The sequence below is a fragment of the Roseibium aggregatum IAM 12614 genome, from assembly GCF_000168975.1.
In the GTDB taxonomy this organism is placed as follows: Bacteria; Pseudomonadota; Alphaproteobacteria; order Rhizobiales; family Stappiaceae; genus Roseibium; species Roseibium aggregatum.
The window spans coordinates 13,191-30,523 of sequence record NZ_AAUW01000011.1 but is presented as its reverse complement, the minus strand read 5'-3'; the positions used below and the strand labels follow the sequence as shown (position 1 = coordinate 30,523).

Here is a 17,333-nt window from a genome sequence, read left to right as displayed (position 1 = left end):
TGCTCTCCGTCCTGCCCGTCAGCTTTGTGCTGCGTGAAGGCTCATCAGCCAGCGCCATAAGGGCAGAGCCGGTTCCATCGCTTCTGCTATCGCCTTATGGCCGCCCGGCCCCTGCACGGCGCCGATGTCTTGCAGGTCGCACCAGACGGCGAGGCCTTTGTGGCGGGCGAGGTCCTTGCACGGGTGATTGGCCGGGAAACCGCGTGGAGGTTTGGCAAGATCAGGCTCGGACAGATCAAAGCCGGCATCAGTCAACTGGCCGATCAGGCGTTCAATGTCCTCGCCTGCCTGTGTCTCCAGCCTTTGCAGATAGGTCCCGAGAACCGGTCTTGAAAACTGCATGCAGCCTGTGCCGGTTCGCACGTGATCGCTTTCCACGGACAGGAAGAAGCTCGGCGGCTGTGCGTCCTTGCCCTGGAATGCAGCTCCGTTCGGCCAGAAGGCCATGCGGATATGGGTGTTATAGGGTGTCTTGTCTTTGGAAAAACGCAGATCCCGGTTCATGCGGAACTGCTTTGAGGTGAGGACGTGCCTGCTGAGCCGGGAGAGACTATCGGCCAGCCTTTCGCACACCGCGTCGGCAGGCTCCTTGATGAAGCGCTGGTAGTCGGTCTTGTGCGCTTCGAACCAGTCCCTGGTGTTGTTGACTGCAAGCTCTTCCAGAAAGCGGAAGGTTTCGGGTCGGAAGCCGTAGGCGCTCATTTCGCGGTCCTTCCGGGTTTCGATGTTTTGGGCTTTGCAGGCTTGGGCGGCAGAGCGCTGACATAGGATCTTGCCATCTCGATCCAGCTTTTCAGATCGTCGTCACTTTCGATCCCTTCCGGCTCAACCCGGATGAAGCCGGGCATGGGCCGGTCCCCCATCCTGCAAACCGAGGCAAAGGGCCTTGCGAGCGCTTCGGCCTGCTGATCCGTTCCGACACGTGCCATCAGTCCGCGTCTGGAGGCGCAGACCAGCATGTTGCCGTCGATCATGAAGCAGGTGGAACCGAACATGCGTTTCTGCTCAACATTGTCGTCCGGGATCAGTGCACGCGTTCGTTCGATCAGGACGGTTTCCATCAGGTCGGACATTGCCAAGGTCTCCTGGTTGCGTGGGGCCAGTCTCCAGGACGTTTCGACGGACGGTCATCCGACAGCCTGGACAGAAAAAATGCCTCGGGTTTTTCATGGCTCCCGTTTCCATGCTAGGAGGCAACGGATGAATTGAAAATCGGATTCGGAGATGGCCTTGCCGGAACTTGTCTTGATTGCCGCGGTGGCGCGAAACGGGATCATCGGGGCCGACAATGACATGCCCTGGCGGCTGCCGTCGGATCTGAAGTCCTTCAAGCGGCTGACACTCGGAAAGCCGGTGATCATGGGGCGCAAGACGTTTCTGTCCTTTGGCGGCAAACCCTTGCCGGGACGTCCGCATGTGATCGTTTCCAGAGACCCTGATTATGCTCCGGAAGGTGCTGAGGCAGCGAGATCCTTCGAAGGCGCTTTGAAGCGTGCGGAAGAGCTGGCGGAAGACCTGGGTGTCGACCAGGTGATGTGCATCGGCGGTGGACAGCTGTACGCACAGGCAATCGGCAGTGCCGACTGCCTTGAGATCACCGAAGTGGATGCCGAGCCGGCAGGAGATACCCGGTTTCCGGAGATCGACCCGGCCGTCTGGCAGGAAGTCCGGCGGGAGCCGGGCCTGCGCACCGAACGCGACAGCACCGATTTCACCTTCGTTACCTACCGCCGCAAGGCATAAGACACCGGACCCGATACCATGGGCTTACCCGCCAATCTGACGGCCAGATGGGCCGCTTTTAATGTGCTCAGCCTCGATGATCTCTATGATCTGCTCAGACTGCGCCAGAATGTGTTCATTCTGGAACAGGCCTCGTTTTATGCGGATATCGACGGCAAGGACCAGGCGGCGCTGCATTACCTGATGCGCGAAGGGGAGGCCGGGCCGCTTCTGGGAGCGATTCGTCTTTTTGCTGAGCCGCAAAACGCAAGTGCCCGTATCGGCAGGGTGGTGATCGCGAAAGAAGGCAGAGGTTCTGGTCTCGGACGTGTTATGATGCAGGCCGGTATCGACAAGGCAGAGGCCCTCGCGCCCGGCTGCGCGATCCACGTATCCGCCCAGTCCTATCTGAGAGATTTCTATGGGTCTCTGGGCTTTGAAGCCGTGTCCGGGGAATATATCGAGGACGGTATTCCTCATGTCGATATGATCCGTTCTGCCAGCCTGAACTAGCTCCGCCGTAAGGGGGAAAGTCACGTTGGGTGCGGCCAAATGTTACGCCAAACTTGACAGACCACCATGCTGTTACCACCTGCGGCACGGGAACACGCAGGTTTTGGGAGGTTTTAGGCCGGGCTTTCCGTTGAAAGCGCATGGTAACCTCCCTATAACCAACGGTGAGTCAGAACGGGTGAAAATCCCTGTCCGGCATAGCCTGTCGGACGTCAAAGAAGGAAGTTTTGATGCCTTGGAGCAATCAGTCAGGCGGCGGTGGCCCCTGGAAAGGTGGCGGAAACAATGGCGGCCCTTGGGGTAGCGGCGGTGGCGGCAACAACAATGGCCCCTGGGGTGGAGGCCCCAGCCGCGGAGGCAACAACCCGCCGGATCTTGAAGAGCTTCTGAAACGCACCCAGGACCGCATGCGCAACGTCCTTCCGGGCGGTGGCGGCGGCGGTCTGGGCTTTATCGGCGGCGGGATCGTGGTCGGTGTTGCCCTCATCGTATGGCTGGCCTTCGGCTTTTATGTTGTTGATGAAGGTGAGGTCGGTGTCGAGCTGGTGCTCGGCAAGGTTGAGGATCAGACCCCTCCGGGCCTGAACTACAACTGGCCCTATCCGATAGGTGAGGTTTACACGCCGAAGGTCGAACTGCAGCGCGAAACGACGGTCGGCACTGAAGAAAACGTCAGCAGCTCCGGCGTTGTGCGTGCGCGCGACGTTCAGGAAGAAAGCCTGATGCTGACCGGTGACGAAAACATCGTCGATGTCGGCTTCAAGGTGCTGTGGCGTATCCGGAACACCAACCAGGGTATTTCCGACTACCTGTTCAACATCCAGGACCCGGAAGCGACCGTGAAGGCCGTGGCCGAAAGCGCGATGCGTGAAGTTGTCGGTGGTTCGAAGATCGACTCCATCCTCACGGAAAACCGCGTCTCCATCCAGAATGACGTTGCCAGCCTGATGCAGAAGACGCTCGACAGCTATCAGTCGGGCATCGAGATCGGCGAAGTCCAGATGCAGCGGGTCGACCCGCCTGCGCAGGTCATCGACGCCTTCCGCGACGTGCAGGCTGCACGCGCCGACGAAGAGCGTATCAGCAACGAGGCCAAGGCCTACGCCAACCGCGTGGTTCCGGAAGCCCGTGGTGAAGCAGCACGTGTTCTGGAAGCTGCAAATGCCTACAAGGACCAGACGATTGCCGAGGCAACCGGTCAGTCCCAGCGTTTCACCAAGATCTATGAAGAGTATCGGAAGGCTCCGGACGTGACCCGCGAGCGCCTGTACCTCGAAACCCTGGAAAAAGTTTTGGGCTCGAACAACAAGATCATCATCGACAGCGACTCGACAGGCTCCGGCGTGTTGCCGTATCTGCCGCTGAATGACCTGAACGGGCGTCAGACCGCCCCTGCACAGCGCGCGGGAGGCAACTGATCATGCGTAGTGGTATTCTTGCAATCGTCCTGCTGATCGCGGCGGTCGTCGCGTATCTCTCGGTGTTCATCGTCAATCCGACCCAGCAGGCACTTGTTCTGCAGTTCGGTAAGATCGTCGAACAGCCGAAGAAGGACCCGGGCCTCTACTTCAAGATCCCGTTCGTTCAGAACGTCGTCTATTTCGACAAGCGCATCCTGAACCTGAACATGCCGCCGCTTGAGCCGATCACCTCGGACAAGAAGCGACTGATTGTTGACGCGTTCGCGCGGTACCAGATTTCCAATCCGGTGCTGTTCTACCAGCGTGTCCAGAACATCCAGACCGCCAACCGGCGCCTGTCGACGTTCCTGCAATCGTCGCTGCGGTCCGAAGTTGGCCGGACCAGCTTCGTGGCGCTTGTTCGCGACGATCGTACCGGCGTCATGGAAAACATCCGCCGCGATATCGACGCCAATGCCGAACAGCTCGGCATCGAGGTGATCGACGTGAAGATCCGCCGTGCCGATCTGCCGGATGCCAACTCGCAGGCGATCTATGCCCGCATGCAGACCGAGCGTCAGCAGGAAGCAACGGAAATCCGGGCACAGGGTGAAGAAGCGGCCCGCAGGATCCGGTCCCGTGCGGATCGTGACGCGACCGTTCTTGTCGCTGAAGCGCGACGGGATTCGGAAATCATGCGCGGTACGGGCGATGCGGAAAGAAACCGTATCTTTGCCGAGGCGTTCGGTGCCGATCCGGAATTCTTCGCCTTCTACCGGTCCATGCAGGCCTATGAGGCAGGATTGCGGTCCGGTGACACCAGCCTTGTGCTGTCGCCGGATTCCAGCTTCTTCCGTTTCTTCAAGGACCCGTCCGGCATCTTGCCGGCTCCGGGCACCGACGGGAACGGTAGCCAGGGCGTATCTGACCGGAACCCGTCGCTCGCCGCACAATGAGCGATCTGGTAACGGCGCTTGCCCTCGTGCTGGTGCTTGAAGGAATTCTCTACGCGCTTTTACCTGGCGGCATGAAGTCCATCATGCGAAGCGCGCTGGAGACACCGGACCAGACCTTGCGGGTCACAGGCCTGATCGTAGCGGTTATCGGCGTATTTCTTGTGTGGATCATTCGCGGATAACGAAAAGTTTTCGGGCGGGAGGCGCAAAATCTTCCCGCCCGTTCTATATTCTGAACCAAGGACCGGAACAAACCTGTCGACTGTCAGCGCACTGACTGCAGTCCAACCGGCCGGGATGAGGAGAAAGCCCTATGGCTCCACAAAGTATTCGCCGTCGGATGACCAGGATCGCCGCAGCTGCGGCTGGCATCTTTATCGGTGGAATGGCAGCTTTTCAGCCTATCGAGGCAGCATACGCACAAGGACCTGTGTCCGTTGCGGATCTGGCCGAAGGCCTTGCGGATGCAGTGGTGAATATTTCCACCGCTCAAACCGTTCAGGGCCGCCGCTCCGTACCGATGCCGCAGGTTCCGGAAGGCTCGCCCTTCCAGGAGTTTTTCGAAGAATTCTTCAACCGTCAGAACCGGGATGACGACCAGCCACGGCGCGTTCAGTCGCTCGGCTCGGGCTTCGTCATCGACGGTGAAGCCGGCATCATCATCACGAACAACCACGTGATCGAGGGGGCGGACGAAATCACCGCCAACTTCAACGACGGCACCAAGCTGAAGGCGACGCTTCTCGGCACCGACGAGAAAACCGACCTCGCCGTGCTGCAGGTGGAGCCGACCACGCCGCTGAAGGCCGTCCAATTCGGCGATAGCGATGCCATTCGTGTTGGCGACTGGGTGATGGCCATCGGCAACCCGTTCGGTCTCGGCGGCACGGTGACCGTCGGTATCGTCTCGGCGCGTAACCGCGACATCAACTCCGGTCCCTATGACAACTTCATCCAGACCGACGCCTCCATCAACCGGGGCAACTCGGGCGGACCGCTGTTCGATATGGAAGGCAATGTGATCGGCATCAACACAGCCATCATCTCGCCCTCTGGCGGCTCCATCGGTATCGGTTTTGCGATCCCGGCCAACACCGCCATGAACGTGATCGATCAGCTGCGCAAATTCGGCGAAACCCGTCGCGGCTGGCTGGGTGTACGCATTCAGGAAGTCACGGACGAGATTGCCGACAGCCTGGCGATGGACAAGGCCATGGGCGCGCTGGTTGCCGGCGTGACCGACGATGGTCCGGCAGCCAAGGCGAAGATCGAACCGGGTGACGTGATCATCAGGTTCGACGGCGAGGATGTCGACACGATGCGCGAACTTCCACGCATGGTGGCAGAAACGGAAATCGGCAAGGAAGTTGAAGTGACCGTGCTGCGCAAGGGTGAGGAAGTCACCATCAGCGTGATCCTCGAGCAACTTGTCGAGAGCGAGGTGGCAGAAGCCAGCGCAACAGAGGAAGAACAGCCCGCCGATAAACCGGTCGAAAGAAGCGAAGTGCTCGGCATGTCGCTTGCTGTGCTGGACGAGGCCCTGCGCAAGCAGTTCTCCATCGACGAAGACGTCAGCGGCGTTGTGGTCACGGAAGTCAAGCCGGGCTCGTCTGCCGAAGAAAAGCGGGTGATGGCCGGCGACGTCATCAAGGAAGTCGCTCAGGAAACGGTCGAGACGCCGGAAGACGTCATGGCCGAGATCGACAAGCTGAAAAAAGACAACCGCCGCTCGGCCCTGCTTCTGCTGGCCAATCCGACAGGCGATGTCCGCTTCGTTCCGGTGCGGATCGAAGAAGAGTGATCCTTCCGGACTTCGGAAGCTGAATGCAGAAGGGCGCCGAATGGCGCCCTTTTTTCTATCACCTCCGCGCTCTTCCTGAAGACGGCGGAAGGGGAAGCGAGGATGCCTCAGAGCAAGGGGCCCATCCTTCGAGACAGCGCTCCGCGCTTCCTCAGGATGAGGTTGGTGAGGGAGGGACCTGAACCAGGTGTCTCCCGTTACCCTAGTGGTTCCAACGAGGCCCGCCAATGACGCTCGTTGATTCACTTTTCTTCACTCCACCAGCGCCTCCCGCCCACACCCTCATCCTGAGGAGGGCCATAGGCCCGTCTCGAAGGATGGGTTGCATACTCCGGCGAAAGGTTCATTCCTTGAAAGACAAGAAGGACCGCACACGCGAGGCGGACACTCGAATCCGTTCAGATCAGGATTGCCGCAGTGCCGCGCCTTAACTCAGAACGAAGTCGCTTTCGGCATAGCCCTGCAGATAGAGCAGGGCTGTCAGGTCACCGTGTTCGATGCGGAAGTCGGCGGCGGCGGCGACGGCGGGTTTCGCCCGGTAGGCAACACCGGCTCCGGCGCGTTCGATCATGGCGAGATCGTTGGCGCCATCGCCGACTGCAAGCGTATCGGCGAAATCAAGACCGCGTTCGGCGACCAGAAATTCCAGGCGTGCGCGTTTGGCTTCCCGGCCGAGGATCGGCTCTCCGACCTTGCCTGACAGTTTGCCGTCTTCTTCCAGCAGGGTGTTGGCCTGGTTTTCGTCAAAGCCGAGCAGTGTGGCGACCGCGGAGGTGAAATGGGTGAAACCACCCGAGACGAGCGCGCAGTAAGCGCCATTTGCCTTCATGGTCTGGACCAGCGTGCGGCCGCCCGGCATCAGCTGGATGCGCTTGCTGAGCACCGTTTCGATGGCTGAGACCGGCAGCCCGGCCAGAAGGCCAACGCGCTCGCGCAGGGCTGGTTCAAACTCGATTTCGCCGCGCATCGCCCGTTCGGTAATTTCCGAGATGCGGTCCTTGAGGCCAAGTTCCGCCGCCAGTTCATCGATGCATTCCTGGCGGATCATGGTTGAATCCATATCCGCGATCAGCAGGTGCTTGCGGCGGCCGGCTTCCTTCTGCACAAAGACATCGACAGGGGCCCGGCCGATGACTTCGCGCAAGATACCGTCCGCGGCACTTGCATCGAGGCCCTCAAAGCGGATATCCGCTGCGACACCTGCAGAAAGACGTGTCGAGGTTCCGGTAACGCCGAGCGCGTCGGATGCCTGCCGGACCAGATCCTCGTCGACTGCCGGAGCAGTAGGAGTGGACACCAAAGTGGCAACTAAAGACATGGACGGTTCCCTGGAAGACGAAGACAGCACGCCCGCATCTGCCAGGCGCGCCATTCTGATAGCCGGGCCGACAGCCAGCGGCAAGTCCGCTTTGGCGTTGTCGCTGGCCAAAAGGCTGAATGGTGTCATCGTCAACGCAGATTCCATGCAGCTCTATGAAGACCTGCGGCTGGTGAGTGCACGCCCCAGCGCCGCCGAGGAGGCTGAAGCGCCCCACCGGCTTTACGGTGTGTTGCCCGCATCCACCGCCTTTTCGACGGGCGCCTGGTTGCGCGTTGCAGAGCGGGAACTGCAAGCTGCCTGGGCGAACGGGCGGATGCCAATTCTTGTCGGCGGGACGGGGCTCTATTTCAAGGGCCTGACAGAAGGCTTTGCGGAGATGCCGGATATTCCTCAGGAGATCCGGAACCAGGCGCGCGCCATTGCCGACACCGACGGCGTGGAGGGGCTTAGGCAGCGGCTGATGTCCGGGGGCGATCCGGCATCTGCCGAGACACTGGCCGACCCGCAGCGACTTGCCCGTGCCCTGGAAGTGTTGCTGGCGACCGGCCGCCCGTTGAAGGTGTGGCAGCAGGAGGCCCACTCATCGCCGCTTCTGGCGCCGCAGGCATGCCACAGGTTCGTTCTGGCACCGCCGCGGCCCTGGCTGCACGAGCGCATCGAGCAGCGGGCAGGGCTGATGGTCAGTGAGGAGGGCCTGAGAGAAGTCCGGGATCTGCTCGCGAAGGGCCTATCGGATAAGTTGCCGGCCATGCGGGCAATCGGCGTGCCGGAACTCGGCGCCTATCTTGCCGGAGAGGCCGATTATGCAGAAACGATCCACAGGCTGACTGTTGCAACGCGTCAATACGCAAAGCGTCAGGAAACCTGGTTTCGCAACCAGATGGCCGATTGGCAACGGGTTGATCCTTCAAACCTAATCGAGATGGAAGCTTTTCTTCGAACGGTTTGACGGCTCACAGTCAACTTCTGATGTGTGCGGTGCAGCAGCGGCGTGAGCGTAACTCGTTGGTATTACGAATATATTTTTTCCAAAATTGATCTTATACTTTTGTTTGCCATCGCATTGGCACAATTCAGGGTTACAAGGCTCTCATGTTTTCAGTGGCGGGATTCGCCGCTGCGCACACGGCCTGACGAAATCCTAGACCGGGAGGACACGGTGCAGACGATCATACTCGAATGCGGTTCAGTGCGGCTCGTTCCTTTCACGCCAACCGATATTCACCTCGTCAAGGACCTCCATTCCGACCCTTACGGCAATCGGTGCACGGAATATTCCACCAACTGCACCGTTGTTGATGCGGAAGAACTGGTGAGGTCTGCCCAGCAGACTCAGGATGATCTCGGGTTTGCCAAATGGAAGGCGGTCTCTTCGGATGGCGCATTTCTCGGCTGGGCCGGTTTCACGCCTGTCAGCGAAACTTCCGAAATCAGCCTGAACTATTGCCTGCGTCTCGATTTGGTTGAAGAGGATCCGGATCTTCCCAAGCGCCTTTGCGCGGCGCTGGCGAACTGGTTTTTCGAAAACACCTATTTTTCCCACCTGGTCGCGGTGGTGCGCACCGATAACCGGACAATGCGCGAAGTGGTCAAGAGCAACGGGTTCTATCATCGCGAGAGCAAGGTGATCGAAGGCATGCAGGCGGATGTGTTTCAGCTCCTGAGCCCGTCCATGCAATCCTATCTCATGAGTGCTTAGGCATTTTCGGGGCTTACGGGACCTCGGGAAATGCGTCGGGGCCGTGTCTGCCACGGTCCTTTTTTTGAGAGTAACCCATTTGAACACACCCATTCTGACAACAGGCAGGCTGCGCCTGTTGCCTTTTTCCGAAGATGATTTCGCTCTGCTGCAGGATCTGCATTCGGACCCGGAAGTGAACCGGTATCTGTCGCCGGGACGGGCCGTCATGGACCCTGAAGAAGTGCAGCGCCGGCTTGCCAACTATGTCGGCGATCACTGCCTGACCGGCATATCCAAATGGAAGCTGGAGACGATTGACGGGACCTTCATCGGGCGGGCAGGGTTCTCCTTCCTGCGCGACCCGGAAGGCTACGAACTGGCCTACAGCCTGAAACGATCAACCTGGGGGCAAGGGTATGCGAGCGAAATTGCGCGTGCCCTCGTCGGATGGTTCTTCGATACATTGCCGTACGACCATCTGTTTGCCTTTGCGGTTGCCGAACATGAGGCGTCGCAGCAGGTGATGCGAAAGGCGGGACTGCGTTTCTGGCAGGAACGCGATCAGGATGGGCTGCCCTGCCGGTTCTACCGGATCACGCGCCAGCAATATCTTCAGTCTGTGGGGCTGTCAGCGGCCGGCTGATCGCTGGCAGTTCGGCCTGTTTCAGGCACCTGCAACTTGCAAGGCCGCGGGCAGGGCGGCGGCCGTCACCGTTTCGGCCAGCGTCTCATCCGACATGGCCCGTGCGGTGGTCAGTCCGCCGATCAGAATGCTGAGGAAGGCCCAGGCGCGGCTCTCCCGTTCAGAGCGACTGCCGCCCTTCAAACCGTCGGCGATCAGGGCCGCGATGGTTCTCATCTTGCTGTCGTAGAGGTCTCTTGTCTCGGGTTTGGCACGTGCGACGTCGGGAGACAGCGCGGTCATCGCGCACCCGCAGGCGCGGTCCTTCCGGTGCGGGCTGCCAAGATAATATTTCGCAAATGCCTCGACCCATTTGTCGCCGTAGCGATCTCTGTAGTCCGGAATGGTGGTGATGACTTCATCCAGCCCCACCTCCAGCGCCGCGTGAAAAGCGCCGTCCTTGGAACCGAGGTGTGCGTAAAACGCGCCGGAGGTTGCGCCGGCCGCCTTGGCGATTGCGTCGACACCGACCCCCGAAAAACCTTCGCTCCGGAAGGCTCGGCTCGAGGCGGACACCAGAGCCTTCTGTGTTTCAGCCTTGCGAAGCTGTTGTTTTGCCATGCGGTTCTCTCAAATATAGAACGATCGTTATATAAATGTTGACTTCATAACGATCGTTACATAAATAGGGTGCGCTGCAAAATATAACGAACGTTATATTTATATGAAAGGAACGGACATGCCACTCGCACTGAATTACACCCAAGGCGTGATGACGGAGGAAGCCGGCCTGAAGGCCGGCAAGAAGATCACCGAAGCTTTCCTGAAATGGCACGGGCTGGGCGGCAACAAGGTCATGACGCCCAATGTCACCATGCAGATCCAGGCGTTGCCGAAAAACGGTGCCCTGTCCGGTGGTGAACCGGTGGAAGGGGCCTGGCTGGAATGCAAGACGCCAAGCTTCGCTCTGGCCGCGCGGGACATTCAGGTCGGCTTCTTCAAGGAAGCGACCGACATCATCGCCGCAGCCGCGGAAGGCCGTTTGCCGCTGGATCGTATTTATTCAAATGTGGTGCACACGGTTGACGGAACCTGGAACCTGGACGGCGAAGCCATGACCAACAGCCAGATTTCCGAGAGGATTGCACAGGGGTGACGTTGCATCACGGACTGAAGAAAGGGCCGCTCGTGCGGCCCTTTGCTGTATCTGCGGGTGGTTCCGATACAAGGCACCGGGAAAGCGTGGTTACCTGGACTATCCGCCTGCCAGCCTTCAAAGCAAAACAAAACCTCCTGAACCTGACCGGATAACCGGAGGCTCAGGAGGTTTGACTGCGTTAGACGGCTGGTGTCCCCGTAGTCGCGTCACAGCGGCAACGGGAGGACTTTGGGGCGCGTTAGACGGCGGCGAGCGCGCCCGGATTGCCGGTCTGTTGGCGCACGGCCAGCTTGTTCATCGCAGACACATAGGCGCGGGCAGACGCAACGAGCGTGTCGGTGTCGGCGCCCTTGCCGGTGGCAATGCGGCCGCCGGCTTCCAGACGAACGGACACTTCGGCCTGTGCGTCTGTGCCTTCGGTCACCGCATGCACCTGATACAGCGACAACTTCGCTTCATGCGGCACGATTGCCTTGATGGCGTTGAACGTGGCGTCGACCGGGCCGTCGCCGGTGGCTTCCTTGGTGACGTGCTGACCGTTGACGTCCATGGTCAGGATCGCTTTCTGCGGGCCGCCCGTTCCAGCGATGACGGTCAGCGCGATCACCTTGGTGCTTTCGCCCAGGACGCTGATCTCGTCCTCGACCAGGGCTTCGATGTCCTCGTCGTAAACGTGTTTCTTGCGGTCGGCGAGGTCCTTGAAGCGGCGGAAGGCGTCCTGCAGGGCGTTGTCGCCCAGTTCGAAGCCCAGCTCCTTCAGCTTGTCGCGGAAGGCGTGGCGGCCGGAATGCTTGCCCATGACCAGCGACGTCGCTTTCACCCCGACGTCTTCCGGACGCATGATTTCATACGTCTCGGCGTTCTTCAGCATGCCATCCTGGTGGATGCCGCTTTCATGCGCGAAGGCGTTCTTGCCGACGATGGCCTTGTTGTACTGGACTGCGAAACCGGAAGCACCGGCCACCATCTTGGATGCGCGGACCATGAACTTCGGGTCGATCTGGGTCATGTAGGGCAAAACGTCGGCGCGGGTGCGGATCGCCATGACGATCTCTTCCAGGGCGGCGTTGCCTGCGCGTTCGCCCAGACCATTGATGGTGCATTCGATCTGACGCGCCCCGCCGGCAACACCGGCAAGCGAGTTAGCAACCGCCAGTCCCAGGTCATCGTGGCAGTGAACCGAGAAGATCGCCTGGTCGGAATTGGGCACGCGCTCGCGGATCTGCTCGAACATGGACTTGTATTCGTCCGGGGTGGCGTAGCCGACCGTGTCCGGCAGGTTGATCGTTGTTGCCCCGCATCTGATGGCGGCTTCCACGCAACGGCACAGATAGTCGATCGGCGTGCGCGTTGCGTCCATCGCGGACCATTCGACATCGTCGATCAGGTTGCGCGAGCGGGTGACCGTGTCGGTGATGATTTCCAGCACCTGCTCTTCGGTCTTGTTCATCTGGAACTTCAGATGGATCGGAGAGGTGGAGACGAAGGTATGGATGCGGCCCTTGCCGGCGTGTTTCACGGCTTCGCCGCAGCGGTCGATATCGGCATGGATGGCGCGGGCGAGACCGGCGATGACGGAGTTCTTGGACCGTTTTGCGATTTCGCTGACGGCTTCAAAGTCGCCGTTGGAGGCAATCGGAAAGCCTGCTTCAATGATGTCGACACCCATGTCGTCGAGAATTTCCGCGATCTGCAGCTTTTCTTCCAGCGTCATGGAGGCGCCGGGCGATTGTTCGCCGTCGCGCAATGTGGTGTCGAAGATCCGAACCTGGTCCTTCTCGGAAGTGGCAGTCATGTCGTTTCGTCCCTGGCTTGGATCGGGCCTTAGGTCGCTCGGGTAAGGATAGGCGTAGCGCGATCCGATGGTCGTGATGCGGTTTTTTGAAAACTCTCCCCTAAGTGCCCGTTCCGCCTAAAGACAAGCGAAGCAGCCGACGCTCAGGGGCATCTAAGAAGGAGGAGATCGCCAAGTAGAATGAGGCCGCCGCGCTGCGCCAGCGCGTTGCGAGAAGATCCAGAAATGTCGCGAACCGCGATCATGGGTCTGTCTTGGCCTTTGGTCGTCTTTTCAACTGGTCCGCCAAGCGTGGCGCAAAAGCGTGACCTGACGTTTAATTGGAATTGTTCATAAGTCAGGATGAACCATGATGCAACCAGCTTTTCCCAAGCTTGCACATTTGGCAAAGCCTGCACTTCGGATTTTTACGCTGGATGCCAGGCTTCAGCCGTTTCTGGCAACCGGCATCGGGGCGTCGGCAAACTTGGCCTGGATCTTCTCCACTTCCTTCCTTTTGCCCAGGAAGGCGGCAACGCACTCCGGATCGAAATCGCTGCCGGCCTTGTCTTCCAGAAAACGGAAAGCCTGTTCGTTGGTCCAGGCGGACTTGTAGGGGCGTTCCGTTGTCAGGGCGTCGAAAACGTCGGCAACGGCCGCAATCCTGCCAACCAGCGGAATCTCGTCACCGCGCAGGCCGTGGGGATAGCCGCTGCCGTCCCAGCGCTCGTGGTGTGTCGCGGCAATCTGGGTCGCCACCTGCAGCAACCGGCAGCTTGAGCCCTGGAGAATACCGGCACCGATCTCCGTGTGCCGGTTGATCTCCTCGCGTTCCTCCGGGGTAAGGGGGCCGCGTTTGCGCATGATCCGGTCCGGGATGCCGACCTTTCCGATGTCGTGCATAGGTGCTGCCATCTTGAGGTCGTGTCGGAAATCCATGCTCATGCCGAGTTCTTCCGCGATGAGTTCGCAGAAGTTCGCCATGCGCAGGGTATGCATGGCCGTGTCGAGGTCCTTGTACTCGGATGCAAGGATCAGCCGGTGAACGATTTCCTCGCCCCGTTTGCGGAGTTCCGTCGTTGCCCTGTCGACTTCCTCCTTCAGCCATTCCGCCCGCATGGACAGCTTGCGCTGCGCCTCGGCCAGTTTGGTGAGGTTCCGCACGCGGGCCTTGAACTCGACGATCTCCAGCGGCTTGTTCAGAAAATCGACGGCACCGGACGTCAGCGCCTCGATCCGGATATCCCGGTCCTTGTCGGCCGTCACGATCACCATGGGTTTGTCGGTATGCGCGGGGTGCTGATGGACTTCCTTGATGAGTTCTATGCCGTTGAGGTGCGGCAACAGATAATCGACAATCCCGACGTCGAACTCGATCGTGTCGAGCGCGGCAATCAGGTCGAGAGGGTTGTTGAAGCTGATGGCGTGGCAGCCGTGGATACGTTCCACGAGCCGCTCCATGATCATGCGGTTGGTCGGATCGTCTTCGACCAACAAAATGCGGAAATCGGTGTCGGCAAGCGGTGTATCGGTCATATCGCTATCTTCCGGTATCGGTTCTTTGCTTTTTCCAGTTCCACGGTCAGACGTGTCTCCTGATTGGAAGTATCGATGCTGGTTCGAAGCGCCTCGGCCGTTCGTGTGAGGGCCGTAAAGCCGAGGTTGTCCGACGCGCCTTTCAGCGCGTGCAGCAGCCGGTCGTATGTCTCTGCATCACCTTCTGCCGCTGCCATGGTGATCTGCGGGACGAGTGTGTCCGCATGCTCGAAAAACTCGTTCAGAAGGGATTGGAAGACCTCTTCGCCCAGTTCTTCCAGCAGTTCTGCACGCCTGGCTTCGCCGGTTTCGTCTCCTGCAAGGTGAACCACGTTGGCGCGCGGCAAAAAGGCATCGGGTTCTGCCGAGGTTTCCGGGTCACAAGCAGCCGAAGCTCCTGATGCCGTGATGGCCGGCCCGGTGACGTCATCTGCTGAAAGATGGGAAGGTCCGTGTGCGCGCAAAATGGCAGCGAACCGCTGGAAGGTGACTGGCTTGGACTCGAAGCCGTTCATGCCTGCGTCCAGACAGTCCTGTCGGTCCTGGTCCGACGCATTGGCCGTCATTGCGACAATTGCCAGCCTCTCGAAGGGCGCGCCGAGCTTGCGAATGAGGCGCGTTGCCGCGATGCCGTCGAGATCCGGCATCTGAACGTCCATCAACACGAGGTCGAAGGCCGCGTTGCGCACCTGTTTGATCGCCTGCCTGCCATCGCAGGCGATTGTGACGTCCTGGCCCAGCTTTTCCAGCAATTTTGCCGCGACCCGCTGATTGATGGCATTGTCTTCCACGAGCAGGACCCGCAGGCGCGGTATCGGGCCGGACAGCGCCGCGTCCTCCTCTGGTGCGCCGGGTATGCAGGCAGGCGCTTTTGCCCGTTGAACCGGTACGGTGAAGCTGAAGGTCGCGCCTTCACCAGGCGTGCTGGAAACGCCAATCGTACCCTGCATCGCCTCAACGATCTGCTTGCAGATGGCAAGGCCGAGGCCTGTGCCACCAAAGCGCCGGCTGATCGAGGAATCGACCTGGTGGAAAGCCGTGAAGAGTTGTTTTTGTGCGTCTGAAGCGATGCCGATACCGGAGTCCCTGACGCTGACATTCAGCTCGAGCGTTTCGTCAGTGACATTGCCGGCTGTCACCTCAAGCCAGACCGAACCGTTCTCGGTGAACTTGACGGCGTTCGACAGCAGATTGAGCAGGATACGCTTCAGTCGGGTGGGATCACTCTTGATGAAGGCGCCGTCAAGGGCAGGGTCGATGTGCAGCTTCAGGTCGTTGTTCTGCTCAAGGACCTGCCCTTCAACGACGGCTGCCGTATCGCGCACCAGATCATCGAGCCTGAAGATGATCTCCTCCGATTGTTGCGATCCATATTCAATCTTCGCGTAATCGAGGATTTCATTGATCATTTCCAGCAAGGCCCTGCCGGACCTCGTAATGGTGCGCACGTAACCGCTTTCTTCCGCCGGAAGAGGCTTTTGCGCCAGGAGTTCGGCCATGCCCAGAATGCCGTTCAGGGGCGTTCGAATTTCGTGTCCGATGGTTGCCAGAAAGGCTGACTTGGCCTTGTTGCCCGCTTCGGCTGCTTCATAGGCTTTTTCGAATTCCGCTGCGGCCCTGGTCATGCCTTCACGGGTCTGCTTCACGATCCGGACCTGAAGCAGCATGTGGAACGCCAGGAAAAGTGCCGCGACGACGATTGCGAACATGAAGAGAAAGGCCAGCATCTGCCCTTGAAAGACATCGTTGCGCGCGTCGGCGCGTGCTTCGGAAATCGTTGCGTTCGTGCGGACCAGAAATTCGTTGGTGGCGATGCGAATTTCCTCCAGCGTTGCCGCGACTGGCGAAAATTCGACGCCGGCATAGTTCTTTTGTGCGGCGATATCGTTGAAAACTGGCTCAATGGCCAGGATCTTGTCCTCGATGCCCGCGAGCCTCGATCTGAAGTTCGGGCTCTGCTCGAAGAAGACGTTGTATTTGGAGTTGGCAAGAACCGTGAGGCGTGAGTAGAGGATGTCGTATCGTGTCACCAGATCACGCGGTGCGACGGCTACTTCTGCCGCTTCCACGCCTGCATCGGCGATACGATGCGAGATACGCTGCACCATTTCGAAGACCGCCCGCGTCTCGCGATCAAGCTGATAGACCGCCCAGATCGCATCTTCGCGGATGGCATCGTGCAATTCGCCTTCCCGTTTCACCAGCATGGAAAAGATGGCAAGAACCGTACAGACAAGAAAAATCTGGACCGCGAGTACGAACTTCGTCGCCCGGGCTGCCTGTTCAACGGCCTTACCGCCTATTTCGAGCTGGTTCTTCACTCGACAACTTCAACCTCACGGATCTGCCAGACCGACCGGGAAAAGTATTTCTCGTTGAAGAGTTCCGGGTTGGTGTCGAAGGGATAGATCAGGAAGACGGGGCCCTTGTTGCGAACGGACATATGCTCGCCGTTCATTTTCGTTGCCAGCATGGTGTCGTAAATCTCGGCGTCTTCCATCGGGACTTCGGCGCTGTAGTCGTTGAGTGCCTTGACGATCAGTTTGGAGCCACGCGCGCCGACTTTCTCAAGAACCGCACGCAGTTTCGGGCCGGAAAAGGCGGTGGTCTCGTCGGTCCATGGCGTTTCGAGCGTCTTGGAGAGGCCATCGAGGCTTTCCAGCATCTCCATGTCAAATTCGGCGCTGTCACCGTTGTTGGTGTTGTCGATATTTCCGGTAACAACGAGGACGACATCGCCGGATGGAGCAGGAAGATCAGCTGCCTGTGCGGCCGCGCACAGCAGGAGTGCCCCTGCTAGGAAGCTTAGTAAAGTCCTCATGGCGTTTCCCGTTTTCTTATGTATTAC

General features: G+C 59.5%; 18 protein-coding genes. 10 read left to right on the top strand and 8 right to left on the bottom strand.

What is annotated here, in order from left to right:
- Positions 1–18: 18 nt before the first annotated feature.
- Positions 19–702, bottom strand: coding sequence for a DUF2461 domain-containing protein (locus SIAM614_RS30620; RefSeq protein ID WP_006935900.1), 684 nt, complete (start codon positions 700–702; stop codon positions 19–21).
- Complete coding sequence (locus tag SIAM614_RS15640) at positions 699–1,073, bottom strand: TfoX/Sxy family protein (protein WP_006935898.1); 375 nt, start codon at positions 1,071–1,073, stop codon at positions 699–701. The genes SIAM614_RS30620 and SIAM614_RS15640 overlap by 4 nt, the downstream gene beginning before the upstream one ends.
- 151 nt (positions 1,074–1,224) lie before the next feature.
- On the opposite strand from SIAM614_RS15640, the gene SIAM614_RS15635 reads away from it, so the two are divergent.
- The 6 genes from SIAM614_RS15635 (at position 1,225) to SIAM614_RS15610 (ending at position 6,392) form a co-directional block, all read left to right on the top strand.
- Positions 1,225–1,743 (top strand): dihydrofolate reductase, encoded by a 519-nt coding sequence (locus SIAM614_RS15635; protein ID WP_006935896.1) that lies wholly within the window; start codon positions 1,225–1,227, stop codon positions 1,741–1,743.
- Positions 1,744–1,761: 18 nt separating this feature from the next.
- Positions 1,762–2,235 carry a GNAT family N-acetyltransferase gene (locus SIAM614_RS15630; protein ID WP_040440405.1) on the top strand — a complete coding sequence of 158 codons (474 nt, stop codon included), beginning with the start codon at positions 1,762–1,764 and terminating at the stop codon, positions 2,233–2,235.
- Positions 2,236–2,465: 230 nt separating this feature from the next.
- Positions 2,466–3,653 carry an FtsH protease activity modulator HflK gene (gene hflK, locus SIAM614_RS15625; protein WP_006935892.1) on the top strand — a complete coding sequence of 396 codons (1,188 nt, stop codon included), beginning with the start codon at positions 2,466–2,468 and terminating at the stop codon, positions 3,651–3,653.
- Between the two features lie 2 nt (positions 3,654–3,655).
- Entirely contained in the window at positions 3,656–4,591 is a 936-nt protein-coding gene (gene hflC / locus SIAM614_RS15620) for a protease modulator HflC (RefSeq protein ID WP_006935890.1), read from the top strand.
- On the top strand, positions 4,588–4,773 hold the full coding sequence (locus SIAM614_RS15615; protein WP_006935889.1) for a DUF2065 domain-containing protein: 186 nt from the start codon (positions 4,588–4,590) through the stop codon (positions 4,771–4,773). Before hflC ends, SIAM614_RS15615 begins: the two co-directional genes overlap by 4 nt.
- A gap of 131 nt (positions 4,774–4,904) precedes the next feature.
- Positions 4,905–6,392: a DegQ family serine endoprotease gene (locus tag SIAM614_RS15610; RefSeq protein WP_040440404.1), complete on the top strand. Its 1,488-nt coding sequence runs from the start codon at positions 4,905–4,907 to the stop codon at positions 6,390–6,392.
- A gap of 427 nt (positions 6,393–6,819) precedes the next feature.
- On the opposite strand, the gene serB is transcribed toward SIAM614_RS15610, so the two are convergent.
- Entirely contained in the window at positions 6,820–7,710 is an 891-nt protein-coding gene (gene serB / locus SIAM614_RS15605; RefSeq protein WP_040440403.1) for a phosphoserine phosphatase SerB, read from the bottom strand.
- Between serB and miaA the strand changes: the two genes are divergently transcribed.
- From miaA to SIAM614_RS15590, 3 genes are all read left to right on the top strand, one after another.
- Positions 7,709–8,662, top strand: coding sequence for a tRNA (adenosine(37)-N6)-dimethylallyltransferase MiaA (gene miaA / locus SIAM614_RS15600; RefSeq protein WP_006935880.1), 954 nt, complete (start codon positions 7,709–7,711; stop codon positions 8,660–8,662). The two genes, serB and miaA, sit on opposite strands and share 2 nt — an antisense overlap.
- 210 nt (positions 8,663–8,872) lie before the next feature.
- The gene (locus SIAM614_RS15595; RefSeq protein WP_157139893.1) at positions 8,873–9,412 is read left to right on the top strand and encodes a GNAT family N-acetyltransferase; all 540 of its coding nucleotides are present in this window, start codon (positions 8,873–8,875) and stop codon (positions 9,410–9,412) included.
- A gap of 79 nt (positions 9,413–9,491) precedes the next feature.
- Positions 9,492–10,037 carry a GNAT family N-acetyltransferase gene (locus SIAM614_RS15590; protein WP_006935875.1) on the top strand — a complete coding sequence of 182 codons (546 nt, stop codon included), beginning with the start codon at positions 9,492–9,494 and terminating at the stop codon, positions 10,035–10,037.
- Positions 10,038–10,058: 21 nt separating this feature from the next.
- On the opposite strand, the gene SIAM614_RS15585 is transcribed toward SIAM614_RS15590, so the two are convergent.
- Positions 10,059–10,637, bottom strand: coding sequence for a TetR/AcrR family transcriptional regulator (locus tag SIAM614_RS15585; RefSeq protein WP_006935874.1), 579 nt, complete (start codon positions 10,635–10,637; stop codon positions 10,059–10,061).
- 118 nt (positions 10,638–10,755) lie between these two features.
- On the opposite strand from SIAM614_RS15585, the gene SIAM614_RS15580 reads away from it, so the two are divergent.
- A complete protein-coding gene (locus SIAM614_RS15580) occupies positions 10,756–11,172 on the top strand; it encodes a hypothetical protein (protein ID WP_040440442.1) in 417 nt (138 codons plus the stop codon).
- A gap of 241 nt (positions 11,173–11,413) precedes the next feature.
- Here the strand turns inward: SIAM614_RS15580 and SIAM614_RS15575 are convergent, their stop codons facing one another.
- The 4 genes from SIAM614_RS15575 to SIAM614_RS15560 all read right to left on the bottom strand — a co-directional run bounded on the left by SIAM614_RS15575 (position 11,414) and on the right by SIAM614_RS15560 (position 17,306).
- Positions 11,414–12,970: a 2-isopropylmalate synthase gene (locus tag SIAM614_RS15575; RefSeq protein ID WP_006935872.1), complete on the bottom strand. Its 1,557-nt coding sequence runs from the start codon at positions 12,968–12,970 to the stop codon at positions 11,414–11,416.
- Positions 12,971–13,396: 426 nt separating this feature from the next.
- The gene (locus SIAM614_RS15570) at positions 13,397–14,485 is read right to left on the bottom strand and encodes an HD domain-containing phosphohydrolase (protein WP_006935870.1); all 1,089 of its coding nucleotides are present in this window, start codon (positions 14,483–14,485) and stop codon (positions 13,397–13,399) included.
- Complete coding sequence (locus tag SIAM614_RS15565; RefSeq protein WP_006935869.1) at positions 14,482–16,806, bottom strand: ATP-binding protein; 2,325 nt, start codon at positions 16,804–16,806, stop codon at positions 14,482–14,484. Before SIAM614_RS15565 ends, SIAM614_RS15570 begins: the two co-directional genes overlap by 4 nt.
- Complete coding sequence (locus SIAM614_RS15560; RefSeq protein WP_040440401.1) at positions 16,803–17,306, bottom strand: molybdopterin-dependent oxidoreductase; 504 nt, start codon at positions 17,304–17,306, stop codon at positions 16,803–16,805. The genes SIAM614_RS15565 and SIAM614_RS15560 overlap by 4 nt, the downstream gene beginning before the upstream one ends.
- Between the last annotated feature and the right edge of the window lie 27 nt (positions 17,307–17,333).